The 24428-nt window shown below is 61.0% G+C and carries 18 protein-coding genes and 2 pseudogenes; 6 read left to right on the forward strand and 14 right to left on the reverse strand.

Going from position 1 to position 24428, the window contains the following annotated elements; genetic code table 11:
- Positions 1–83: 83 nt before the first annotated feature.
- The 11 genes and pseudogenes from DWB23_RS13380 to DWB23_RS13430 all read right to left on the reverse strand — a co-directional run bounded on the left by DWB23_RS13380 (position 84) and on the right by DWB23_RS13430 (position 13787).
- A pseudogene (locus tag DWB23_RS13380) lies at positions 84–1207 on the reverse strand (ABC transporter substrate-binding protein).
- Between the two features lie 113 nt (positions 1208–1320).
- Positions 1321–2508 carry an ABC transporter substrate-binding protein gene (locus DWB23_RS13385; protein ID WP_121743333.1) on the reverse strand — a complete coding sequence of 396 codons (1188 nt, stop codon included), beginning with the start codon at positions 2506–2508 and terminating at the stop codon, positions 1321–1323.
- 2 nt (positions 2509–2510) lie between these two features.
- Positions 2511–3668 carry an ABC transporter substrate-binding protein gene (locus tag DWB23_RS13390; RefSeq protein WP_121743334.1) on the reverse strand — a complete coding sequence of 386 codons (1158 nt, stop codon included), beginning with the start codon at positions 3666–3668 and terminating at the stop codon, positions 2511–2513.
- Complete coding sequence (locus DWB23_RS13395) at positions 3669–4859, reverse strand: ABC transporter substrate-binding protein (protein ID WP_121743335.1); 1191 nt, start codon at positions 4857–4859, stop codon at positions 3669–3671.
- A gap of 2 nt (positions 4860–4861) precedes the next feature.
- Positions 4862–6118, reverse strand: coding sequence for an ABC transporter substrate-binding protein (locus tag DWB23_RS13400; RefSeq protein WP_121743336.1), 1257 nt, complete (start codon positions 6116–6118; stop codon positions 4862–4864).
- Between the two features lie 2 nt (positions 6119–6120).
- Positions 6121–7311 carry an ABC transporter substrate-binding protein gene (locus DWB23_RS13405; protein WP_121743337.1) on the reverse strand — a complete coding sequence of 397 codons (1191 nt, stop codon included), beginning with the start codon at positions 7309–7311 and terminating at the stop codon, positions 6121–6123.
- Between the two features lie 2 nt (positions 7312–7313).
- On the reverse strand, positions 7314–8492 hold the full coding sequence (locus DWB23_RS13410) for an ABC transporter substrate-binding protein (RefSeq protein WP_121743338.1): 1179 nt from the start codon (positions 8490–8492) through the stop codon (positions 7314–7316).
- A 57-nt stretch (positions 8493–8549) separates the two neighbouring features.
- Positions 8550–10457: an ABC transporter ATP-binding protein gene (locus DWB23_RS13415; RefSeq protein ID WP_121743339.1), complete on the reverse strand. Its 1908-nt coding sequence runs from the start codon at positions 10455–10457 to the stop codon at positions 8550–8552.
- On the reverse strand, positions 10457–11395 hold the full coding sequence (locus DWB23_RS13420; RefSeq protein ID WP_121743340.1) for an ABC transporter ATP-binding protein: 939 nt from the start codon (positions 11393–11395) through the stop codon (positions 10457–10459). Before DWB23_RS13420 ends, DWB23_RS13415 begins: the two co-directional genes overlap by 1 nt.
- Positions 11396–12526: a FecCD family ABC transporter permease gene (locus DWB23_RS13425; protein WP_121743675.1), complete on the reverse strand. Its 1131-nt coding sequence runs from the start codon at positions 12524–12526 to the stop codon at positions 11396–11398.
- Between the two features lie 259 nt (positions 12527–12785).
- Complete coding sequence (locus DWB23_RS13430) at positions 12786–13787, reverse strand: HEAT repeat domain-containing protein (protein WP_121743341.1); 1002 nt, start codon at positions 13785–13787, stop codon at positions 12786–12788.
- A gap of 748 nt (positions 13788–14535) precedes the next feature.
- Between DWB23_RS13430 and lonB the strand changes: the two genes are divergently transcribed.
- Complete coding sequence (gene lonB, locus DWB23_RS13435) at positions 14536–16686, forward strand: ATP-dependent protease LonB (protein WP_121743342.1); 2151 nt, start codon at positions 14536–14538, stop codon at positions 16684–16686.
- Between the two features lie 8 nt (positions 16687–16694).
- Positions 16695–16826, forward strand: a complete 132-nt coding sequence (locus DWB23_RS23760; protein ID WP_275086308.1) for a hypothetical protein — start codon at positions 16695–16697, stop codon at positions 16824–16826.
- A gap of 400 nt (positions 16827–17226) precedes the next feature.
- On the opposite strand, the gene DWB23_RS13440 is transcribed toward DWB23_RS23760, so the two are convergent.
- The 3 genes and pseudogenes from DWB23_RS13440 to DWB23_RS13450 all read right to left on the reverse strand — a co-directional run.
- Positions 17227–18015, reverse strand: a complete 789-nt coding sequence (locus DWB23_RS13440; protein ID WP_121743343.1) for a polyprenyl synthetase family protein — start codon at positions 18013–18015, stop codon at positions 17227–17229.
- 183 nt (positions 18016–18198) lie between these two features.
- A complete protein-coding gene (locus tag DWB23_RS13445; protein WP_238717431.1) occupies positions 18199–18810 on the reverse strand; it encodes a TetR/AcrR family transcriptional regulator in 612 nt (203 codons plus the stop codon).
- Positions 18811–19230: 420 nt separating this feature from the next.
- Positions 19231–19809: pseudogene (locus DWB23_RS13450) on the reverse strand (hypothetical protein); the annotation flags it as partial.
- A gap of 61 nt (positions 19810–19870) precedes the next feature.
- Between DWB23_RS13450 and DWB23_RS13455 the strand changes: the two are divergent.
- The 4 genes from DWB23_RS13455 to DWB23_RS13480 all read left to right on the forward strand — a co-directional run bounded on the left by DWB23_RS13455 (position 19871) and on the right by DWB23_RS13480 (position 23926).
- Positions 19871–20134 carry a hypothetical protein gene (locus tag DWB23_RS13455; protein ID WP_162989818.1) on the forward strand — a complete coding sequence of 88 codons (264 nt, stop codon included), beginning with the start codon at positions 19871–19873 and terminating at the stop codon, positions 20132–20134.
- 137 nt (positions 20135–20271) lie between these two features.
- Positions 20272–20934, forward strand: coding sequence for a hypothetical protein (locus DWB23_RS13460; protein ID WP_121743346.1), 663 nt, complete (start codon positions 20272–20274; stop codon positions 20932–20934).
- 474 nt (positions 20935–21408) lie between these two features.
- A complete protein-coding gene (locus DWB23_RS13470) occupies positions 21409–22182 on the forward strand; it encodes an IclR family transcriptional regulator (RefSeq protein ID WP_121743348.1) in 774 nt (257 codons plus the stop codon).
- A gap of 445 nt (positions 22183–22627) precedes the next feature.
- On the forward strand, positions 22628–23926 hold the full coding sequence (locus DWB23_RS13480) for an IS4 family transposase (protein ID WP_121743350.1): 1299 nt from the start codon (positions 22628–22630) through the stop codon (positions 23924–23926).
- The last annotated feature ends 502 nt before the right edge of the window (positions 23927–24428 follow it).

A 24428-nucleotide genomic window follows, 5' to 3' on the forward strand; every position in this document is an offset into this window, starting at 1 on the left:
GCTCGCCCGCGTTCGACGCTGACGACCGTGCTATCTTTCACGACCGGTTCCGCTGGAGCGTCTCGAATCGCGCTCAACACCGCTCACAGATCACCGTTGACGATGTCGGCGACTCGCCCGCGGTCGAACAGTCGCTCGTCTTCCGGTATCTCGGGATACGGTCCCTCGACGTACGTGGGCCACTCGCCGAACACGTCGGGATAGAGCTGCTTCGCCGTCATCTCGAGTTGGAACAGGTTCAGGATCGGCCCCTGATTCCGAACGCCGCCGGCGTACACGCGGTCGGTTTCGACCGCCGTGACCTGTCGGGCGACGGGGTCGTCCTCGAGCGTCCGGCGAGCGTCCTCGATGCCGTCTTCGCCCATCGTTTCGGTAACGAGCAAGATGTCCGGATCCCGGTCGACCAGCAGTTCGATGTCAACTTCGGTGGCCCCGTCGAGTTCGCCGCCGAAGGCGTCTCTCGCCTCGAGCGGGCGGATGTGCGAGTGCATGAATCCGTCCGCGTTGAGCGGGTACGCCCAGATCGCCTCTCCGAGGAACTGTACGATCGCGACCGACGGTCGTTGTGCCGCCGGTGGTCGGTTCGCGTCGATCGCCTCGAGCACGCCCGAGTGAATCTCGGCGAGGGCGTCGTAGCGGCCCCGTTCCTGGAAGACCGCCGCGACCCGCTCGAAGATTTCCCAGAGGGTGTGGTGTCGGTACTCCCCGTCCCACTCCTCTGGGGGAGCCGTGTTGCCGTTGCTGAACGTGTTGCCGAAAAACGGCGCGACGGTTCGATCGATCTCCGCGACGTCGTCGCTATCCATTCCGTCCATCCAGGTCACGTAGGCGGGATCTGCCAGATGGAGGTCGCTGTCGAGTTCGTAGAAGAGTTCCTTGTCTGCGTCTAACGAGTTCGGGAGGTCGCTCCACTCGACCGAGACGCCCTCGAGTCGCTCGAGGTAGTTGTTCCAGACCGGACCGAAGCGCTCCCCGCCCAGGTCGCGTTGACGGCGTCGCCTCGACCGAGCGCGAGGGCCATTCCGGCGTGGTGGGTGAGATCGGTGAAGACCGTCTCCGGGACCGCCTCGAAGGTGACCGTCCCGGCGGGCGACAGCGTCGCCGAATACGACTCGCTTTCGTCCCCGGGATCGGCTTCGTCGTCGGACGCGTCCCCGGCACATCCGGCGAGCAATCCGGCTCCGACGATCGCGCTCCCGTATCTCATGTAGTCCCGTCGAGTCCGTTCGCTTCGCTCACTCCCCCGACGACTTCCCGCTCGCTGATGCTCGCGGGAATCCCGCCGCGTCGATTCCTCGAGTCGAGTCGGTTCGGTTCTCGTCATTGTTCGCTGTCTCCGTTGATGATGTCGGCGACTCGCCCGCGGTCGAATAATCGCTCACTCTCCGGGACGGATTCGTCCGGCGCAGGCGGTTGGCCGAACAGGTCGGGATAGATCTGTTCCGCCGAGAGTTCGACCTGGAAGAGGTTGAAAATCGGTCCCTGCAGGGCCGATCCGCCGGCGTAGAGTCGGCCGTTCTGAACGGCCGTAATCTCCCCACCGACGGGGTGGTCGCCGAGGTCGAAGAACGCTTCCGTCCGCTCTCGGACGTTGGTCCAGTCGAAGTTGTGGATCATCACGTCCGGATCGAACTCGAGCATCGCCTCCATCGAGTAGTTGTTCCCGTAATCCGAGGCGTAACTTTTCGTCCCCTCCGCGAGCGCGTCGTTCGCGCCGAGCGGGCGCGTGTGCGCTTTTCCGAACCCCGGACCGTTCAGTCGGTACGGCCCGAACGTGTCCTCGTCGTGATTGTAGACGACGAGCGCCACCGACGGGCGCTCCTCCTGTGGTGGGAGTTCGGCCCGAATCGTCTCGAGCATCTCCTCTCGAACCCGGATCAGCGCCTGGCTTCGGCTCTGTACCTGATACACCTGTGCGTACCTGTCGAGGAGTTCCCAGAGCGTGTAGTACTCGTAGGACCGGTCGCCCTGGTAGCCGTGTGCCCGGCTGAATCGATTGCAGAAGAACGGTGCGACGTTCTGTTCGAGCTCCTCGATGTCCGCGTCGTCGAAGGTCCCCTCCCACCGGAGCGGGTCGAGATGGTGGATATCGGCGTCGAGTTCGTAGAGTATCTCCTTGTCGAGCGTCAACTGATCGGTGTAGAACGCGGTGAGGTCGCTCGTATCGAACTCGACGCCGGGGAGTTCGTCGTAGAATCCCGTGTAGTAGCGGTCCGGGAAGCCAAGCGAAACGATCCTGTCCTGTTGACCCAGCGCGACGAGGTGATCGGCCACCTGCGGATCGTAGAGGACCGCCGCCTCGGGGATGCTATCGAACTCGACCGTTCCGACCGGTGATATCGTCACCGAGTACGTCTCATCGTCGGTCGGTCCGGGATCCGAGTCTCCGTCCCGTCCGACCAGCTCCGAACAGCCCGCGAGGGCGGTGCCGGCCGCGAGTGCGCCGCCGTATTTCAGCGTGTCTCTGCGCGTCGGTTCTCCGGTCGTGCCGTCGGTATTGTCGCTCATCGTCAGAACTCTCCGTTGATGATATCCGCAACCTCCTGGCGGTCGAATAGCCGTTCGTCGCCGGTCACGTCACCGAACTCCTCGGGAAACAGTTGCTTCGCCGCCCGTTCGGTCAGGAAGAGGTTGTGAATCGGACCCTGGTTGAGGTAGCCGCCGCGGTACACTCGTCCGTTCTGGACGGCGGCGAGCTCGCTCCCGACGGGATGGCTCTGCATGTAGTCGAGAACGACGTCTCGGAACTCCGCGGCGGACTTTCGCTCGTGGCCGCGCACGAGAATCACGTCGGGGTCGATCTCGAGCAGGTTCTCGTAGTCGAGTTCGCCGCGATTCCTGGTGCTGAGGTTGTCGATGTCCGTCCCAGTCAGCGCGTCGTGAACGCCGAGATCGCGCCACTGTTTCTTGCTCGTTCCCGCGTCGTCGAGTCGGTACGGCGAGAACGTCTCCGGCTCTTCGGTCCCCTCGAAGGTGAGGAAGACGTCCGGTCGCTCGTCACTGGGCGGAAGCCGCTCCTGGATCGACGCGATGAATTCGGTGTGCAGTTCGCTGAACGCCTCGTAGCGCTCTTGCTGTTGGAACACCTCGGCCACTTTCTCGAAGGCCTCGTACAGCGTGTAGTAGCGGTAATCGTGCCACTCGTCGGACCGGCGGAAGATCAAATTGCCGACGAACGGCGCGACGTTCGACGCGATTTCATCGACGTCCTCGTCGCTCCAGTCGAACCAGTTGACGAGCATCTGAGGGTCGTACAGATGCACGTCGCTCTCGAGTTCGTAGAACTCCTCTTTGGTTCGGACCTCCGGATACTGCTCGAGGACGTCTCGATCGACGGTTACGCCGGGGAGTTCGTCGTAGACGTAGGTGTAGTATCGATCCGCGCCACCGATCCCTATCAGTCCATCAGCCTGTCCCAGTGCGACGGCCATATCGGCGTAGCCGCCGTTGTACGCGGTCCACCGCTCGGGTACCTGGTCGAACGAGACCGTCCCCGTCGGTTCCATCGACACCGAGTACGAGCCGTCCTCGGTCGTCTGGGTCCCTTGGGAATCCTCCTGTCCAACCAGTTCCGAACAGCCCGCGAGGGCGGTCCCGGTCGCAAGCGCCGCGCCGTACTTGATCGTGTCTCTGCGTGTCGGTGTCGTGTTTGTATTCTTCGAATTCATTTAGATCTCTCCGTCGATGATGGCTGCAACTCGCCCGCGATCGAACAGCTGTTGGTCCTCGGGAACGTCCGGGAACCGCTCAGGATCGAACGCGCCGAACGTCTCGGGGTAGAGCAGGCGTGCGACGAGTTCGGTCTGGAACAGGCTCACGATCGGCCCCTGTTGGAAGTACGGGCCCGGATAGACGGCGTCGTTCTGGACAGCAGTGAGTTGGCGGCCGACGGGATGGTCCGAAAGCGGCGCGACGAACTGGTCGTGAAACGCGCTTGCGGAGAACTCGCCGGTTTCGTCCGTGAGGCGAACGCCGCCGTGGACGACGATGATCTCGGGGTCGACATCGAGCATCGCCTCGTAGTCGAGCATTCCGTCCGTCTGTTCGTCGCTGAACGCCGATTTGATGCCGAGATCGCGATACTGCTTCATCTCGACCCCCTCAGAATCAGTCGTCATCGCCGCGAACTCGCCGCTTTCGAGGTCGGATCCGAAGTTTATCAGTCCGATTTCGGGCCGGTCCTGGTCGGCCGATAATTTCGAGTCGATCTCGGACCAGAGCTCGTCGTGAACGTCGACGAACGCCTCGTACCGCTCGCGTTCGTCGAAGACGTCGGCCAACCGATCGAACGCCTCGTACAGCGAGTACAGTTCGTACTCGTGAAACTCGCGTCGGCGAACGATATTGTTCCCGAAGAAGGGAGCGACGGTCTCCACGATCTCCTCGGTGTCGGACTCGTCCCAGGAGTCGTCGAAGCCGGTCTTGTGGAGATAGTTCGGGTCACAGAGGATGATATCCGGATCGAGTTCGTAGAACAACTCCTTGTCCCAGCCGCCCCCGGCGAGCGGGTTCGGGACGTCCGTCGGCATCGACACACCGACGCGGTCGTAGAAGTACGGCTGTGGATACCATCCGGCGGGCCGAAACCCATCCCGTTGACCGAGTGCAACGGCCATATCCGCCCACGGGCCCGTAAGTGCCATCCACGTTTCCGGAACCTCCTCGAGGGAGAGACAGCCGACGGGCTCGATGCAGGCTTCGTACGATCCCTGGCTGTCGGTCCCCTCTGCCCCGTCGTCCTGCCCGACCAGTTCCGAACAGCCGGCTAGCAGACTTCCCGTGACGAGCGTCCCGCCGTACTTGAGGGTGTCTCTGCGCGTCGGTGCCTCGTGCGTCGTGTCGGTGGTGTCGTCGCTCATGTTCAGATGTCTCCGTTGATGATGTCTGCCACTCGCTGCCTGTCGAACAACTGCTCTGACTCGGGGAACTCCGGATACGCGCCGCCGTCGTATCTCGGCCACTCGCCGAACGCCTCCGGATAGAGCTCCTTCGCGCCCATCTCGAGTTGGAAGAGGTGCGCGATCGGTCCGCCGTACCGAATCGCCATCGGGTAGACGCGGTCGTTTTCGACGGCGGGAATCCCTTGAGCTACGGGATCGCTCTCGAGGTGGTCTTTGGTCTCGAGGAAGTCCCTGGTCGGCCCCATCGCGTGGGTGATGAGCATCACGTCGGGATCGGCTTCGACGACGGCCTCGAGGTCGATCTCGCTGTACGCTTCCGTGTCGGTGAACGCGTCTTTCGCGCCGAGCGGGCGGAGATGCGCCTGCTCGTAGCCGGGGTCGTCGAGTGCGAACGGCCAGATACTCAGCTCGCCGTCCGAGAGCCCCGTCTGTATTCGGGCGACTCGCGGCCGGTCCGTCTCCGGCGGGAGATTCGCTTCGATCTCGGCGAGGAGATCCGTGCGGATCTCCGTGAGCTCCTGATACCGCTGTTCTTCCCGAAAGACCGCCGCGACCTTCTCGAAGATCTCCCACAGCGTGTAGTACTCGTAGTCGTCGGCCCACGCTTCAGGGGGCTCCCTCTGGGAATCGCTGTAGGCGTTGCCGAACCACGGGGCGACGTTCTCGCCGATCTCCTCGATATCGTCGCGGTCCAAACTGTCCATCACCGTCATGTACGCCGGATCGGCCAGGTGAAGATCGCTGTCTAACTCGTAGAGGTGCTCCTTGTCGATGTTCCAGGAGTTGGGAAGGCCGGCCCAGTCGGTGGATACGCCCTCGAGGCGCTCGAGGAAGAGTTCGTAGAGCGTTCCGAAGTTCTCCGGGCTGTACAGCGCGTTGATCGACTCGCCGTACCCGAGCGCGAGCGCCATATCGGCGTGGTGAACGAGATTGGTGAAGACGCGCTCTGGAGGATGATCGAGCGTGATCTCGCCGGCGGGCGACATCGTCACCGAGTATGACTCTCCATCGCCATCGTCCTCGCTTTCGACCTCGTCACCGGTCCCGGTACAGCCGGCGAGTAACCCGCCGCCGATCACTACCCCGCCGTATTTCACGTATTCCCGTCGAGTCCGTTCGCTTCGCTCACTCCCCCGACGACTTCCCGCTCGCTGGCGCTCGCGGGAATCCCGTCGCGTCGGTGTTTCGGTCGTTTCCGTGCCGTTGGTATTACTCATGATTATCTCTCTCCGCTAACGATGTCGGCAACCTCCTCGCGGTCGAACAACTGTTCCTCCTCGGGCGTCTCGTCCAGCCCTCGCCACTCGCCGAACGCCTCGGGGTACAACTGCTTCGCGGCCACTTCGGTCTGGAAGAGATTGGTGATCGGTCCCTGGACGTTCTTGCCGCCGCGGTAGACGCGGCCGTTCTGTACCGCGGTGAGTTCGCTCCCGAGGCTGTCCGACCGCATTACATCGACGACCTCGGACTGGAACTGCGCTTCAGAATCGGTGTACCCGAACGCGTTGTGCGCGATGATGACGTCCGGATCGGCCTCGAGCAGCGTCTCGTAGCCCACGCTTCCGTCGGCGTCGACGCCCGCGGCCGCCCAGGCGTCCTCGACGCCGAGGTCGTGGTACTGCTTCCTCGCCATTCCCGGCTGCGTCGGGTCGTTGAGGTAGAAGGTTCCGGAGCCGACGAAGTCCTCGCCGGGTACGAGGAACGCGAGGCCAACGCTCGGCCGCTCGTCGGCCGGCGGCCGTTCCGCCTCGACCTGCGAGAGCATCGCCTCGTGTATCTCTGCGATCGCCTCGTAACGCTCGTGCTCTCGAAACACCTCTGAGACCTTCTCGAACGCCTCGTACAGCGTGTAATGGGGGTATCCCGGCCCGATTTCCTCCTGCGGACGACGGATGAAGCTCCCGATCCACGGGGCGACGGCGGTCTCCAGGTCCGAGATGTCGTCCTCGTCGAAATCGAAGTAGTGCTTCGCGTTGTTCGGGTCGATGAGGTGGAGGTCGGCGTCGATCTCGTAGAAGACCTCTTTATCGTACTCGCCGCCATGCCGAAGCTGAGTGATTCCCGCGGGATCGACGGACACGCCCGGAAGTTGCTCGAGGAACTCCGTGGGGAGGCTCTGGGTGTCTTGCATCCCGACCAGCGCGTCTCCGTGTCCGAGGGCGATCAGCATGCCCGCGTAGTCCGCCCGGTAGACGACGACCGACTCGGGGACGGACTCGAAGGTAACCTCCGTTCGGGGCTCCATCCGAACCGTCCACGAATCCGGATGATCTCCATCGGCATCGTCCGCATCCGACGGGTCTTCGCCGGTACAGCCGGCGAGCAGGCCGCCGCCGACGACCGCGCCGCCGTACTTGATCGCGTCTCTGCGTGTCGGTGCTCCGCTCGTAGTAGTGTCGTGATTTGGCATGCTCAGACGTCTCCGTTGATGATGTCCGAAACGCGCTCTCGCGAGAACAGCTGCTCCGATTTAGAGATGTCGTAGGTTCCATCGTCATTGTAGGTCGGGAACTCTCCAAACTGCTCGGGGTAGATTTGCTTCGCAGCCATCTCTATCTGGAACAGATTGTAAATCGGGCCCTGCATCGAATCTCCGCCACCGTACAGCCGATCGTTCTGCACCGCGCTCAACTTCGAGCCAACCGGATCATCTTCGAGTTCGAGCATCGACTGATACCGTTCGTCAAATCCGCCCGTGCCAAAGTTGTGAATGAGAACGTCTGGATCGAGCTCAAGCATCGCTTCGAGGTCGTAAACGCCCCCGTCTTCTTCGTACGTCCGGTCACTCTCTGCGAACACGTCCTTCACACCAAGCGGCCGATAGTGGGAAACACCGAAGCCCTCATTGTCGATTTTGTACGGTGAGAACACCCCCCAATCGTTCATTGCGACTAGTCCGACTGTCGGACGCTCCGCTTCGGGTGGTAGATTGGACTCGACGTGAGCAACCAGTTCGTCACGAATACGTTTCAGTGCCTGAAGTCTCTCTGTCTCACGGAACACCTGTGCGACTTTTGCGTACAACTCCCACGCAGTGTAGTACTCGTAATCCTGAATCCCCGTGTCGGTGTGCGCTCGCGAAAATCGGTTCCCGAAGTACGGGGCGACGTTTTTGGTAATCTCCTCGATGTCATCCTCACCATAGTCGTAATACTGTGAATAGACGCGGTACCACGTCGGATCTAATAGAATGAGGTCGGGGTCGACCTGATAGATTATTTCCTTATTGTCGTGGCTGACCGTTACTCGCGTCGACGGGTCAAACTCGACTCCGGGTAGCTGTTCGTAGTACCCGGTGTAGAAGTTGTCTCCCATGGCTTTGATCGCCTCACCGTGTCCGCAGGCGACCGCCATGTCAACGTAGTGCTTATTGTACGTCAGTACCTGACTTGGCACCTCCTCAAATTCGATGGTTCCGACTGGTGATATCGTAACCGAGTACTCGTCGTCCGTCTCCCCCGCCGGCTCCGATTCGTTCCGGCTGACGACGTCCGAACACCCGGCCAGTAATCCACCACCGACGGCCGTGCTGCCGTACGTTACGAACTCCCGCCGCGTCGATTCCCCGCGTGCCGGTTTCTCTCTCCCCATGGATTTAGGCTAGCCTAAAACATAATAAGCGCTCCGATTGTTAGGTGGGCCTAAAAATCACCGCTCGCCGTCAACTGGCCCGTGAGCGACGGTATCGACGAACGTCTCGGGCAAGTCGTCGATCTCGCCGGTTTGTACGCCCCACAGATTGGCGTACAGGCCGTCCGCCGCGACCAGCTCCTCGTGGGTGCCGCGCTCGACGACCCGTCCGTCCTCCAGCGCGAGGATGGTGTCGGCGTCTTTGATCGTCGACAGCCTGTGGGCGATCGCCAGCGTCGTCCGGTCGGCGGTCAGGCGCTCGAGCGAGCGCTGGATGAGGTACTCGGTCTCCGTGTCGACGCTGGCGGTCGCCTCGTCCAGCAGGATGATCGCGGGATCCTGAAGGATCACCCGAGCCAGTGCGATCCGCTGGCGCTGACCGCCCGACAGTTTGACCCCGCGCTCGCCGACTCGCGTCCGGTATCCCTCCGAAAGCTCTCGGATGAACTCGTGGGCCTCCGCCGCGGCGGCGGCCGCCCGAACCTCGTCGTCGCTTGCGTCGAAGCGTCCGTAACGGATGTTCTCGGCGACCGTGCCGTCGAAGAGAAACGTGTCCTGGCTCACGTAGCCGATGGCTTCCCGCAGGTCCGAAACGCGGAGATCCTGTACGTCGTGACCGTCGACGCGGATCGCGCCGTCGTCGATGTCGTACAACCGCAACAGGAGTTTCGCGACCGTCGACTTGCCCGCGCCGGTCGCGCCGACGAGCGCGACCGTTTCCCCCGCCTCCACGTCGAAGTCGACGCCGTCGAGGATGGTCTCCTCACCCTCGTAGCTGAACCGAACGTCGTCGTACTCGATCCGACCGTCGACGTCCTCGAGCGGGACCGAGTTCGGCGTGTCCCGAATCCTGACCGGAACGTACATCAGTCCGCAGATACGCCTGCCAGACGCCTTTGCGTTCTCGTACCAGTCGACGATGCTCGAGAGCTGGGCCATCGGCCCCGTCAGGCGCTGGGTCAACAGCATGAAGACGACGAAGTCGCCCGTGGTGAGCTCCCCGGAGAAGAACAGCGGCGGTCCGGAGAACACCCACAGTCCGCCGACGACGAACGTCGCGAGCAGCGCCACGCCGGTGATCAACTCCATGCCGGGCCGGTAGAAGTAACTCAGCTTCAACACGTCCATCTGCGCGTCGAGGACCTCCTGTGAGACGTCGCGAACCCGGCCGTTCTCGTACTCCTCGGTACTGGCGGTCTTGACGAGTTCGATCCCGCTGAGGCCGTTCTCGATGCGCGTGTTCAGATCGCCGATCGTCGAGCGGACGGCGGTGTACCGGGGCTCGATCACCCTGACGAACCACCAGGTGAACGCGACCAGCAGCGGCACGGCCCCCAGCGTGACCAGCGCGAGTTGCCAGTTCGTGTACAGCAACGCGGCGGTGATCCCGACGACGATCACGCCGATCCGCACGCTGTCGCCCAGCGCGTTATCGAAGAACACCTCGAGGTTCGAGGTATCGTTGTTCAGAATCGACATGACCTCTCCCGTCTCCTTGTTGTCGAAGAACGTCATATCGAGGCGCTGCATCTTCTCGTACGTCTCCGTTCGAATCGTGTACATCACCCCGTGGGCGAAGAAGTTCATCGCCACGCCCCGAATCCACTGGAGGAGCGCGCCGCCCGCCAGCGCGACCCCGATAACGGTCGCGGACAGCCAGAACTGTGCGGTCGGGTCGGTCGGCAGCCACGCGGCGGGCACGAGCGGAAGCGCGTACGTTTCCTCCCCGAACACCGCGTCGATGGTCGTCCCGAGCACGAGCGGCGTCACGAGGATCGTCCCGTAGGCGAGCACGCTGGAGAACAGCCCGAGTGCGAGCCAGCGCCCCTCGCCGAGGCCGTACGTATGGAACAGTCGAAGCAACGGCCGCGAGACTCGCTCGCGGTAGGCGTCGAGTTCCGTCTCGAACTCCTCGTGCTCGGTCACTACTCGGCCTCCACGCCGTCGTTTCGTTGGCAGGCTTCGTCGCCGTGATCCGAATCGGCGTCGTCGCTGCGAGCGCAGAGCGGGTCGATCCGCGGTCCGCGCTCGGTCAGTTCGACCTCGGCGTCGATGCGGAACACCTCCTCGAGAAGCGCTTCGGTGACGACCTCTTCGGGCGCTCCTCGAGCCCGTATCTCGCCGTTCTCGAGGACGACCATGCGGTCGGCGAGCCGCGCCGCCTGTTCGATGTCGTGGAGCACGACGACGACCGTGATGTCGCTTTCCTCACGCAGGTGCTCGATGATCTCCAGGACCGCTAGCTGATGGTGGAGGTCGAGGAACGTCGTCGGTTCGTCGAGCAAGAGCACGTCGGTTTCCTGGGCCAGTGCCATCGCGATCCACGCGAGTTGTTTCTGCCCGCCGCTGAGGCTCCCGACCTCCCGTTCGAGGAGGTGGCCACAGCCCGCGAGTTTGATCGCGCGATCGACCGCCTCCCGATCCGCTTCGGAGACGGTCTCGAAAAAGCCTCGATGGGGGTAGCGGCCGTGGTAGACGAGATCCTCCACGGTGATACTGCTCGGCGATGTACTCTCCTGAGAGAGTAAGCCGAGCTTCCGGGCGAGCGCCTTCGTCCCCATCGACTGCACGTCGTCGCCGCCGAGCAGTACCGAACCGCCCTCGGGCGCGAGCTGGTTCGCCAGCCCCTTCAAAAGCGTACTCTTCCCCGACCCGTTCGGGCCGACGAGGGCGGTGACGGCACCCGGTTCGGCCGCGATGGATTCGCCGCCGATGATCGGTTCGCCCGAACTCGAGTACCGGAACACGAGTTCAGAGCCGGAGAGCGTACTCGGAGCCGACTCGGCAATCGCATCCGACGGCTCGACGACGGCTGTCTCCCCCGATTCCTTCGTCCGTCCAACGTCCGTGGTTGTGCCTCTCATTCACATCTCACCCATGTTCTCTTGCTTCCGCATCAGATAGAGGAAGTACGGACCGCCGATGAGGCCGGTCACGATTCCGACGGGAATCTGCGTGGGACTCAACGCGAGTCGCGCGCCAACGTCGGCGGCGACCATCAGCGCCGGTCCGACGAACAGACAGCCGACGATCAGCTTCTTCGAGTCGCTCCCGACGAGGTTCCGCACCATGTGCGGGACGATGAGGCCGACGAAACCGACGATGCCGGCGACGGCGATGCTCGCTGCCGCCGCGAGGACCGCGACCCCGGAGAGCGCGAAGCGGACCTTCTCGATCGACATGCCCAGCGACTTCGCCGTCTGCTCGCCCAGCAACAGGACGTTCATTTGTCGCGACCCGGCGATCGAGAGGAGAACCGCCACGATCGTCCACGGCAGCACGAGGCGGACCTGTTCCCAGTCGGTGCCAGTAAGCGATCCGGTCGTCCACGCGATCGCCGACTGGACGACGCCGATGTCGTCCGCGAAGAAAAACAGCGCCGTCTGCAGCGAGCCGAAGACCGTGCCGACGATGACGCCGGCGAGCACCAGTCGAACCGGTGACGTCCCGTTCTTCCAGGCGATCACGTAGACGATGAGAAACGCGACCGCACCCCCGAGAGCGGCGATCAACGGGAGGAACGCCGACAGACCGCCGAAGACGACGAGAGTTAGCAGAATCATCAGCCCCGCTCCCGAGGAGACACCGAGGATGAACGGACTCGCGAGTTCGTTCCGGGTTACCGCCTGGAAGATCGCCCCCGAGATAGCGAGGTTCATGCCGACGAAGACGGCGACGAACACCCGCGGGAGGCGGATGTTCCAGACGATGAGGCTCTCGGTGCTCATCTCGGGCATCGTTTCGCCCAGCAAGAACGCGTCCCACGCGTGGGGATTGAACACCACGTTCGGATTGAACACCGCACGCCACGCTTCGGCGAACGTCATCGAGTACGCGCCGTAACTTACCTGAATCATCGCGCCGACGAAGACGACGGCGAGGCTACCCAACATTACCGTGACGAGCTTCGGATCGAAGAGCCACCCGAACCGCGTCTCGTCCGCCATCGATGTCGCCGTCTGATCCGCCCCGACGCTCGACTTTCTCCCGCTCATCGGTGGACCGTACCGGTTAATTCGACTGATACGGGAGACGAGAATCCATCGGTCGTTTCGGTGGTCGACCCGGTACTGTCTTTCCCTCGCACCCACCGTCCAAAAGTCGATACGTCGCCGGTGACCGCACCGCCGTATTTCACGCAATCTCGCCAGTGCGGCGTTTCAACCTCCCCGAATTCTTTCACCATACTGGTTTAGGCTCACCTAAAGAATAAAACCGTTCCGATTTTTAGGCCAACCTAATCGACCTGCTACGTCAGCGGGGACCGCCACATTGCGGACACATCGGCGGTCCCATTTCGGGAAGCGAAAGGCCACAGTAGGGGCACCCGTCGCCGTCGGGGGAACTCATCTCGCTGACGACCTCGTCGGTTCGTTCGCGGATCGCCTCGATCGACCCGATTCCGTTCGAAGCGCCATCGACCTGCCCGTCGTCGTCCGCCCCAATCGCAAATCGGACTCGGTCGGCGAGGAACTGCTCGGCATCGTCGTCCGCGATCGAAGTCACGTCAGGTACCGACACGTCCGAATCCGACCGACCGAGCAGACCGAACGCTTCGGCCGCCCGTCCCCGCACGTAGGGGCTCTCGTCGTCCAACCGATCGGACAGCTCATCGACGCTTTCCGACACTGCACTCGGATACGTACAGCCGATCGCGACGAGCGCGGTACAGAGGTGATACCGGACGAATTCGTTCGAATCGGTTAGATGTCTGGTTAGATCCGCGACGTGGTGACGGAGTCGGTCCTGATCGCCCAACGCGACGTACTCGAGCGTTTTCGCCAGCTTCTCCCTCACTTCGGGTTCGTCGAACGAGAGTCCGACTCGCAGGTCCGCGAGCACCTCGGGCGAGGCGACCGTCGTCGGATGCTCCAGTGCGACGTAGCCCAGCGCCTCCGCCGAGCGAGCGCGAACGTAGTAGAACTCGTCCTCGTCGGCCAACCGATCAGCCAGCGGTGAGACGACCGCCGCGGTCGCGTCCGGCTCGGCCTCGGCAATCGCGACGAACAGCTTCGCGGTCGTGAGACGGATCGACCGCTCCTCGTCGGTGAGAAACGGCGTGAGCGCCTCGAACACGGGCTCGAGTGCGGTCGGCCGCTCTTCCCCGAGCTGTCGGAGCGCCCGAAGCGCAGTTTTCCGCGTCCCGGTGTCAGCGTCCCTGAGGCGCTCGAGACACCGTTTTGCCTCCTCGTGGTCGCCCCCGTCGAGGAAGGCGTTGAGTTGGTCGATAGCGCGTGTCTGTGTCGGATCATCCATGGTGATGTCGGAGCGTACTGATAGGTTCTTCTCCACCACGCCATAAACTCCACTGTCAAAAATAGCGTTCGTTCGGGACGAGATCGGTCATGCGCCAAGTGATGACGCTCGATATCGACTCTATCACACTGAGTTACCATATATATACACATATAGAACATCGATAACACTATCCGTACCACGTTGAAACCGACGGAACAGAAAACTGGAGCGACGAGCGGTGGTAGTAGCTGTGTACGGTTGCTGAGCTGAAACGAATAGAACGTCTGACAAATAACCACTCTCGATGAATATGCCGTTTGTGCAGCGGTTTTCCCGCAAGAACGAGCCGAGAAGCGCGATCTCGAACAGGCGGCGATTCCCGTTGATGGCGCGGATTCCCTTCAGAATCCACTCGGTCGGTGCGGGCTTCGACCCTGACACGAAAAGTACGGGAACTGGAACGCTCTGAATATCCCCACTATTCTGGTACTATTGTGGACTTGTAATTCTTAAACTACTCCACTTGTACGAGACCAGCGACCGCAGAACCGTGGCTCCGTGCTTTCTCTCCGGTACAGCGGGACAACCTGAACGCGACCGGTCTGGGGTGCCGTTTGGTCGCGAGTTCGACTTCCAACGCAATCGTTCAGAGCGAATGTCGCGGGTAAAATCGCTTTTTACCTCGAGACCGACAACTGCTACGAGCGGTCACATGGAGAAAGTATATCCGTCGCAATCTCTTGGGATCCGATACTAAACAGACCTTATGAATAACGACACGAACGTCGACGACCCTCCCGAAGACCCGTCGGACGCTGTTCCCGCCGAGGAACGGCCCGAGCGTCGGGGAGATCAGTCGCCGCTCGAGGCGGACGGCGACGGTCACAGCGACGTCGACGATCCGATCGACGACCCCGAGTCGGTGTCCCACGAGGAGGACGACGGCACCACCGAGGCCGGAACGGAACTCGGAAGTACGGTCGAGGTCGATCCCGGCGTCGATATCGACGAAGAGATCGCCGAAGACGACCTCCTCGGCGGTCTCAAGATCGATTCGACGGACGATATCGAAATTCCGGATCGACTCGTCGACCAGGTCATCGGACAGGACGAAGCGCGAGATATCATCATCAAAGCGGCGAAACAGCGCCGCCACGTCATGATGATCGGTTCGCCGGGGACCGGAAAGTCGATGCTGGCGAAGGCGATGAGCCAACTGCTTCCACAGGAGGATCTCCAGGACGTCCTCCTCTACCACAACCCGGATGACGGCAACGAGCCGAAGGTCCGAACCGTCCCCGCGGGGAAGGGCGAACAGATCGTCGCCGCCCACAGGGAGGAAGCCAACAAGCGCAACCGGATGCGCTCGATCCTGATGTGGGTCGTCATCGCCGTCATCATCGGCTATACGATCCTCTCCTCCTCCTCTCTCTTGCTGGGAATTCTCGCGGCAGGAGTTGTCTGGTTGATCTTCCGGACCATGAGCCAGGGGTCGGACACGATGGTTCCGAACATGCTCATCAACAACGGCGACAAGCGCACCGCGCCGTTCGAGGACGCGACCGGTGCCCACGCCGGCGCACTGCTGGGCGACGTCCGCCACGACCCGTTCCAGTCCGGCGGGATGGGAACCCCGAGTCACGACCGGGTCGAAGCCGGTTCCATTCACAAGTCCAACAAGGGCGTGCTCTTCCTCGACGAGATCAACACGCTCGACGTCCGCACCCAGCAGAAGCTGATGACGGCGATCCAGGAGGGCGAGTTCTCGATTACGGGCCAGTCCGAGCGCTCCTCGGGCGCGATGGTCCAGACCGAGCCCGTCCCCTGTAACTTCATCATGATCGCCGCGGGGAACCTGGACGCGATGGAGAACATGCACCCCGCGCTCCGCAATCGAATCAAGGGGTACGGCTACGAGGTCTACATGGAGGACACCATCGAAGACACTCCCGAGATGCGGCGCAAGTACGTCCGCTTCATCGCCCAGGAGGTCGAACGCGACGGTCGCCTCCCACACTTCACCGCCGACGCCGTCGAGGAACTCATCCTCGAGTCCAAGCGTCGCTCGGGTCGGAAGAACCACCTGACGCTACACTTCCGTACCCTCGGCGGACTGGTCCGCGTCGCCGGCGACATCGCTCGCTCGGAGGACCGAGAACGAACCACTCGCGACGACGTCTTGCGAGCCAAAGACCGTTCGCGATCGATCGAGCAACAGCTCGCCGACGACTACATCGAACGGCGCAAGGACTACGAACTGCAGGTCACTAAAGACGGCGTCGAGGGTCGCGTCAACGGCCTGGCCGTCATGGGCGAGGACTCCGGTATCATGCTCCCCGTCATGGCCGAAATCGCCCCCGCACAGGGTGGTGGACAGGTAATCGCGACGGGGCAACTCAAGGAGATGGCCGAGGAGTCCGTCCAGAACGTCTCGGCGATCATCAAGAAGTTCTCGGACGTCGACCTCTCGGAGAAAGACATCCACATCCAGTTCGTCCAGGCCGGTCAACAGGGTGTCGACGGCGACTCCGCCTCCATCACGGTGGCGACCGCCGTCATCAGCGCCCTCGAGGACATTCCGGTCGACCAGTCGATCGCGATGACCGGATCGCTGTCGGTGCGGGGCGACGTGCTCCCGGTTGGCGGGGTCACTCACAAGATCGAAGCCGCCGCCAAAGCCGGCTGCAAGACGGTCATCATCCCCAAGGCTAACGAACAAGACGTCATGATCGAAGACGAGTACGAGGAGATGATCGAGATCGTCCCCTGTTCGAACATCAGCGAGGTCCTCGAGGTTGCCCTCATGAGCGAACCGAAGAAGGACTCGCTGCTCGATCGACTCAGGTCGATCACCGGTACCGCCTTCGACCAGGGCTCCGTCGGCTCCGCGAGCGGCTCGAACCCGAGCCTGCAGTAATTGACGCGGTGCCGGCGGCCGTCGACTACGACGCGGACCGGCAGCTCTCTATCGCCGAACGGTTTCGCGGACGGGATACCGACTCGCTGTCGGATGTCGTGGCTGCGTCGGTGGACGAACTGATCGCGGATGGAATGTGATTCGCGACACCGCACACCTGACTGAACGGTCAGTAAGGTTTATGTCGACCTCTGACTAACGTTCTACCAGTAGCAGTGTTGTCTCTGAGATTACGATAGTACGAATGTAACGTCATCGAACACGCGAAGTTGATACCGCTTACTCGTCCAACAACACTGGCTCTATTTTCGCTCCGCGGACGGGACAGTCGGCCCGTTTCGCGGTACTCCTGCGTAATCGACAGTGGATGCGATAGCCGTTTGATCCATCGTTCCGGTGTGATCGACGAATTGCTCGTGGCGAGCACGAACCGTGGATTCACTGACGCCTGTAATAGCCGTCAACTCCGCCGCACTCGTCCGGAGATCGTCCGTCTCCGCAGCGTACAACCACGAATCGGTATCGGGCTACGCAGGTCGCTCACGCTCTTGAGTCGGCCGCCTCGTAGTTCGTGCTCTCCTCGAGGAACGCGCGCAATTGTCGACGGACCCGTTCTCCCGACGGGGACGGACAACAATCGGCGAGCGCATCGATTTGGCGGCGGCACACGTCTACCGGAGTCGACGATTTCGAAGATTCCGCGGTCACCGTCTTTGGTGACCTCAGGTGCAACCACAGATGATACTCGAACGCACTTCCGGCCTCGATCAGTCGCCGTCGGTAGTCGTCGGCTTCGGTGACGATTCTTGCGAGCTCGGCTGCGCCACCGGTGAGCGCACCGAACCGTCGACCGACGTCCAGATCGGGGTGTCGGATCACGGTTTCGGCTCCGTAATCCATCGCATTGCCCTCTTGCACTCGCCTGCTCGCTCGGACGAGAACCCCGAAACAGCGCTGGACGACTCGGGGCGAAGCACGAACCGAAAGCATCGTTTCGAACGCCGTTGACTCGAGGAGATCCCCTCGAAGGATGTCGCGCGTCGGGTCGTATTCGGCGGTCGTCGAACGGGGTCGCTCGAGCGCGGTTCGGTGAACGCGCGTCTGTAACGACGCGAGTTCGAGGGCGACTGCGATGGGGAGAATCCGATCGGGAACGCGGGTACCAGCGCTGAATCCGTCGAACAGCGCCAGAAACACCTGTCCGCGCGTTCGAGGGCGACCGATCGATACCGGCCCCTCGCGATACTGCTCGAACTCGTCCACGTCGGGGAGGTGGTTTCGAAGCGCGTCTTCGATCGCTGCTCGTCTCCGGGTGATCGTTTCTCTCATATTCCGTGTCTATCGGGCGCTACTATCCTCGCGCAGTTTCTCTACGGTCGCCGGTTCGTACTCCCGTTACTGTTCGATCAGTTCACATCACTATGAAGTCTTTGCATTTCTCGCTCGAGGACCTCGAAACGTGCCGTCGTTACGACCCGCCCGAGGCGCACGGGACGCGGCGTCTGTCCGATCTCACTCCGTCCCGTCTGACTCCTCGAGTAGCTGTCGATCGATATATTCTATGAGACTCCGACGGTTTCGACGATACAGGTCCTCGTCTTCGAGCGTCGCCACCCGTTCCATCGTCCCGATACTCATCGTAAGAATGAAGTCCACCGTCTGCTCCGGATCGACCGATCGAAACTGTCCCGAATCGATACCGCGTTCTATCACGCTCGTCAACTCCGAGCGGAGTAAGTCATCGTTTTGTGCGATCAAATCGTGGTACGCTTCGCTGTGGGGTGCCTGCGATCGAATCTCGAAGAACGCCTGTCGGAACCGAAGTTGATCGTCGTCCAATCGAGCGGGAAGAATCCGTTCGATCAATCCGATGAGTTGCTCGTACGGATCGCCGTCGATATCGTCTTTGATGTTCGAGTCGAATCGCTCGAGGAGATATCGTAGAAAATCGGTGAGGAGATCGTCTTTATCATCGTAGTGATAGTACAGAAGCCCCTTGCTCTTGTCGAATTCGGCGGCGATATTCGAGATGGTCGTATCCGGATAGCCGTGTTTGCACAACGCCTGATACGTTGCACGCATTATCGCGTCCGTCGTTTCGTCGGATCGTGATTGTGCGGCCATCGATACGCCTCCTATGCGTAGAAGGTACATGATTTTTGGCATCCGTTTCTGAGCGTGTGTACGCGAGACTGACCCCGCTTTAGAGTCGGTTCGCCTCTGTTGGAACCTTCTTTTCCAGGGTTCGCATCACATTCCTGCGGTTCTCCAGATGTCGTCAAGTCGCCCATCTCTCGACGTTAGAGTGGATGCACTCGAAACACCCTTGTAGCTGTTCGGTTCGTGCGTTGTCTGGCATCTCTCGTTCGATCCGGATTACAATCAGTAATCGAATCGTGGATCAGGTTTGGTATCAAGTTACGGCCGGTCGATCTCGCCCGTTCACCAGCGAACATCTCGATAACCCGAACAGTATTTGAAAGAGATATTTGGCAAGATGAAGCGACGCACTACGCTTCACCAACAGCGATTCGGTGGTATCGTTCAGTTCGTAGTCGGTGGTGTCGTTCCGTTCGTAGCGCGGGAGTCGTCCCAGGGAAACGCGTAGGTCGGCTCGTTCACGAACCGATCGAGGGACGCCCGGAGCGAGACGCGAGAACCGCTCGGGAGCGAGACCCGGACCGCATTGGACTCGAGACGCACGCGCTCGGTTCCGTACTCGAGGGCCGTGAATTCGTGTTCGCCGTACGCGCCGGCCTGAACGATTAGTTCGCGGTCCGCGCCGCCGCCGTTGACGAGCTCGAGGGCGACGCCGTCGCGGGTCACGTCCTTGACCAGCGCGGAGACGCCCGGCGGAAGCCCCGACCGTTCGCGTTCGGCGTCGAAGTGGCGGAACTGTGCCATCACGAGGCCGCCGTAGTAGACGGGCTGAGATGCCCCCATCGTGAGCTGGAGGAGCCCACGATGGAAGACCGGGCTTCGATCGCGGAGGTAATCTTCGTCGACGTTGTCGGGAACGCTGCCTTCCTCGCGAAGGAGTGTGAGGTGATCCTGAACATGGGCGTGGTTCGCTTCCATGATCCGTTCGGGATAGGCGGGAAAGTCGCCGTCGAGTCGACTCAGGGCGACGAGCAACAGCGTCTGGCTCGCCTAGATTTAAGCGGGGGTGGGTATGGGCGGAGATATGGATCGAACGAGTGGCGGTACTACCGGTGTGGGCGAGCGGTGTCGTTTCGCTCGGCGGAAATTCCTGGCCCTCACCGGAATCGGGTTCACCGGAACGCTGGCTGGGTGCAGCGAACTCGAATCCCGCGCCGACGGATCGAAGACCAAGGACATCGATCCTGACAACTCAGCGGGATTCGACGGGAGTTTCCTCGCCGAGTCGGCGAGTTCCCACATCGGAGCGACGGCGGCTCGAACGTCGTCTTCGACCACTGCTCAGTAAGCTGGGGCACTGACGAGAGCATCTCGACCAACAGCGGTCCCGAAAACCCGGACATCACGTTCAGCAACAACCTCATCGCGGAGTGCCTGAACGACTCGATCCACCCGAAAGGAGCCCACTCTTACGGCACGCTCGTGATGGATCGCAGCAAACGGGTGACCATCGCGGGGAACCTGTGGGCGAACACGGTCGCCCGCCACCCGCGGCTCAAAGGCGGCTCGAGTTCGGTCGTCGCGAACAACGTGGGGTACAACTTCGAGCGCGCGCTCAACCTCGGCGGCGGCGTCGACGACGAGACGACCGCCACTATCATCCGGAACTACTACCGCGCCGGACCGCGGACGCCCACCGACGACACCGTCATCGGCACGACCTACACCGATGCGCAGGGGCCGATAACAGCCTACATCGCGTACAACGAGACCGAGCCGAATTCGATGCCGGTGTCCGGAGCCGGGAGCGGGATCACGATGGCCGACAAACGCCCTTGTGGCCCGACGGACTGGAAACCGTTCCGGGATGGCAGGCCTACGAAGCCGTGTTCTCGGGTGTCGGGGCTCGTCCCGCCGACCGAGCGTACCACGACGAACGGATACTCGAGCACGTTCGCGAAGGAACGGGATCGATTATCGACAGCCAGTCGGCCGTCGGCGGCTATCCCGAGCCAGCGACAACGACCCATTCGCTGGATGTGCCCGACGACGGCTTGGACGAGTGGCTCGCACAGTGGACTCGAGCCGTCGAGAACCCCGATGCGAGTCCGCCCTGACCGCGATACGCCGTCGCTACCAAGACGGTGAATCGACGAGACGATCAAACGCCCGCCGTTGTGATGATTGCCCCCATCTCGCGGATGGACTCGGTTCCCCCCCCCTGCCGAATATTTACAATAGTGCAGACGTAATGCTCTGTTTTCAGAATTACAGACATGTGGGTGTAAATGCCGAGTACCGGATTTCGGCGAAGCGATATCCGTATTTCGGGTCCGACGTTTTCGAGGGTCAATACACCGATATATCGGACATCGTCAGTGTTCGCGAGAAGAAAATGAAGAAGCCGCTTCTGGAGGGGGACGATGACAGCTACCGGTGTCGAAACCGATCCGAAGACGTTCCGATCATGGTTGAGACACTCACACATGGATTAGACAGGGAGATGACGATTATTCAGCCCCAAATTACCGATTGCGGACGGGCACCCGTAAGCGGATTTCTCCGCTAATAGTTCCCTCTTGGGGAACAGATATATAACGGAGAACCATACTACAACATAGTATGACAAAACCACCCAAGAAACGAACGGGGCGCAGGATACAATCGGTGGAAATCGCGTTCAATATCCTCGATGCCGTACGGAAGAACGATCAGATCACCGTGACAGAACTAGCCGACGAACTCAGCCACTCGAAGAGTACGATACACAGTCACCTACAGACCTTAGAAGAGCAAGAGATTATCGTTCGCTACGACGACGGCTACCGACTGAGCCTCCAGGTACTGGACATGGCTAACGACGTCCGCGATCAGGTCGCTAACTACGACGTGATCGTCGACGAGGTCGACGAACTGGCGGCCGAGACGGGGGAAATCGCTCAGTTTGGCCTCGAAGAACACGGGAAAGTATCCTACCTCTACAAGGCGATGGGAAATCAGGCGGTCGAAACGGCGTCACGCGCCGGTGGGAAACAGCCGATGTACTCGACCTCGCTCGGAAAAGCCATTCTCGCGTTCCTTCCGTCCGACAAACGGGACGCGATCGTCAGCGACACGACGTTCGCGTCGAAAACGCCGAAAACGATCACGGACCCGAACAGTCTCGACGAGGAACTCGACACGATCGCCGAGCGCGGGTACGCGATCGACGACGAGGAAAACATCGAGGGACTTCGCTGTGTCGCCGCGCCCGTCAGGAACGGAAAAACGGTGCTCGGTGCCATCAGTATCACAGGTCCGGCCAGTCGGATCACGGACGACTACCTGCACGGCGAACTCGCCGACAGCGTCCAACGAGCCGCAAACGTCATCGAACTCAATACCAAATTCTCCTAGATCCGAGTGCGGACGATGGGTTCGAGTCCCGGTCGCGTTCATGTGGCGGAAATCATAGTTAGGTCTGAGATTACGACGGGTCAGACGGCGTGAATGCCCGTAACGTAGGAGGGATCAGCCACGATCCCAGTAACGGTTACGGTCGTATCCGAAAAATGTACATTCACCGGGAAAAGATTTATCAAGAGGAGTATTGTCTCACTCAACGGTGTAACAGAATGACACACGATAGACGATCCTTCCTTCGAGCGATCGGTGTAGGGAGCCTCGGCGTGACTGCAGCAACGCTATCCAGTGGAACGACCGCAGCGACAACCATCATCACGATTTGTGGGGGCGGTGCGGATATCTGGACCACGAAGCATCGGTGTTCGGTTAAGCGGAGAAACCAGGAGACTGCGCTCTATTGACGAGGTTATCGTTGTAGACCGCGTGGAAAGAGGTTGTGTTAACAGAACTCTCCCCAGACCTCATTCGACGACGGTTGACTTCTCTCTTTCCAGCAGAGCTTATCGAAGACATCGCGTACGAGCGCGATGTCGTTCAGCGCAAACGCACGATCGACATCACGATGCTCGTCTGGACCCTGATCATGGGCTTCGCCGTCGACGGCGAAGCCCGTACCATCGCCGGGTTTCAGCGAGCCTATTCCGCAGCGACCAACCAGACTGTTGCTCGCTCCAGCTTCTACGACCGGTTCACACCAGCACTTGCGACATTGTTGAGCGACCTTCTCGCGCATGCGCTCGAGGAGGTCGCGGTTCCTCACACGATCGCTCCACGGTTCGAGTTGTTTCGCGACGTGCTGATCGCCGATGCAACCATCTTCCGGTTGCATCGGCTCCTCAGCGAGTTTCTCGCGACTCACCCCGATCAGTCCGGCGCAAAGCTTCATCTCGTCCATAACGCCACCTCACAGAGCCTCGAACAGTTCCAGCTCACCGATGAGCGCACTCAGGAGAGCAGCCAGCTCCGCACCGGGAGCTGGCTGCGAGGCCGGTTGTTGCTGTTCGATCTCGGGTTCTACAGCTTCCGCCGATTCGCGTTGATCGAGGAAAACGGCGGATTCTTTCTGACGCGGCTGAAGTCGAACGCGAACCCGTTGATCGTCGGAGAGCGGCGGAAATGGCGTGGGCGCGCCATTTCCTTGCCAGGCCGCCGTCTCCAGGACGTTCTGGGCGATCTCAGACGTGAGATCATGGACGTGACTGTGGAGATTACGTTCAAGCGACGGGCGTACGCTGGGAAACAATCAACCGGCACGATGGAGTTCCGCGTCGTCGGTGTCCGAAACGAGGACACCGACGACTACCATCTGTACATGACGAATCTGCCCGATGAGTTCACTCCACGGCAGGTTGCGGCGCTGTATGGGTTGCGGTGGGAGGTGGAGTTGCTGTTTCGGGAGTTGAAATCAGTGTACGGGCTGGAGAAGTTCCAGACAAGCGATCCAGCGATCGTGGAACTGCTGGTTGTGGCGGCTCTGCTGACGCTTGTGGTCAGCAGAGCCTTGCTTGGAATGTTTCAAGAGTTGTTTCCCGAGACGGTGTTTCCGCGGGAACGCTGGGCGAGGACCGTTCGGTCTCTCGCCCAGCTCATCCTCGAAGATTTGGCCCAGTCGTTCGGACATCCACCGCCGAACCTGTCGGAATTGACGTTCCGTGACGCCCGTCAACCAGAGAAATCACGCCTCTTACTCAGCGAACGAGTGGCTGAAGCCTTCACGAGGCCATCCAGTGCTTAACCGAACACCGATGGACCACGAAGACGTGTTCCACTTCTACTTCGACAAGGTCAACAGGGACTTTTACGGCGAGAGTCCGATCCGACCGAGTCTACGACCAGTTCTCCTACACGGCACAATTACAGTAGTACAATTGTAATATATTTTGGCAAGAGAATACGAATGGTTTCTACAAATCCAACCAACATTGAATCATTTATAATTATATTAATTAGTAGATACAAATTCGAAATATGGGCGAAGAGCGGCTAAAGCTGATAGTTCCCGACAACCGAACACGGGTTGTCGAAAAGGCCGTTTCGAACTGACAACGACAGACAACAGAGACTGAAGCCGGCGGCTTTAGGCATTGATCACTCTCAGTCAAGCATAGAATTCAGCGAAAGCGAGAATAGGGGCGGTCTCCAGCGTCGTATCACGATCCGTGGAGCAACACTGTGTGAACTTGATCGGCGTCCATTTCGTTGATTACGGCAAAAATCGTTCCTCAGGGAGGAACGAA

It is taken from the genome of Natronorubrum halophilum, from assembly GCF_003670115.1.
GTDB lineage: Archaea > Halobacteriota > Halobacteria > Halobacteriales > Natrialbaceae > Natronorubrum > Natronorubrum halophilum.

Excerpts from the sequence above, each read along its gene's own strand:
- DWB23_RS13385 (WP_121743333.1), bottom strand. The coding sequence starts at position 2,508 with ATGAGCGACAATACCGACGGCACGACCGGAGAACCGACGCGCAGAGAC.
- DWB23_RS13390 (WP_121743334.1), bottom strand. The coding sequence starts at position 3,668 with ATGAATTCGAAGAATACAAACACGACACCGACACGCAGAGACACGATC.
- DWB23_RS13395 (WP_121743335.1), bottom strand. The coding sequence starts at position 4,859 with ATGAGCGACGACACCACCGACACGACGCACGAGGCACCGACGCGCAGA.
- DWB23_RS13400 (WP_121743336.1), bottom strand. The coding sequence starts at position 6,118 with ATGAGTAATACCAACGGCACGGAAACGACCGAAACACCGACGCGACGG.
- DWB23_RS13405 (WP_121743337.1), bottom strand. The coding sequence starts at position 7,311 with ATGCCAAATCACGACACTACTACGAGCGGAGCACCGACACGCAGAGAC.
- DWB23_RS13410 (WP_121743338.1), bottom strand. The coding sequence starts at position 8,492 with ATGGGGAGAGAGAAACCGGCACGCGGGGAATCGACGCGGCGGGAGTTC.
- DWB23_RS13420 (WP_121743340.1), bottom strand. The coding sequence starts at position 11,395 with ATGAGAGGCACAACCACGGACGTTGGACGGACGAAGGAATCGGGGGAG.
- DWB23_RS13425 (WP_121743675.1), bottom strand. The coding sequence starts at position 12,526 with ATGAGCGGGAGAAAGTCGAGCGTCGGGGCGGATCAGACGGCGACATCG.
- DWB23_RS13430 (WP_121743341.1), bottom strand. The coding sequence starts at position 13,787 with ATGGATGATCCGACACAGACACGCGCTATCGACCAACTCAACGCCTTC.
- lonB (WP_121743342.1), top strand. The coding sequence starts at position 14,536 with ATGAATAACGACACGAACGTCGACGACCCTCCCGAAGACCCGTCGGAC.
- DWB23_RS13440 (WP_121743343.1), bottom strand. The coding sequence starts at position 18,015 with ATGAGAGAAACGATCACCCGGAGACGAGCAGCGATCGAAGACGCGCTT.
- DWB23_RS13445 (WP_238717431.1), bottom strand. The coding sequence starts at position 18,810 with ATGGCCGCACAATCACGATCCGACGAAACGACGGACGCGATAATGCGT.
- DWB23_RS13455 (WP_162989818.1), top strand. The coding sequence starts at position 19,871 with ATGGATCGAACGAGTGGCGGTACTACCGGTGTGGGCGAGCGGTGTCGT.
- DWB23_RS13460 (WP_121743346.1), top strand. The coding sequence starts at position 20,272 with ATGGATCGCAGCAAACGGGTGACCATCGCGGGGAACCTGTGGGCGAAC.
- DWB23_RS13470 (WP_121743348.1), top strand. The coding sequence starts at position 21,409 with ATGACAAAACCACCCAAGAAACGAACGGGGCGCAGGATACAATCGGTG.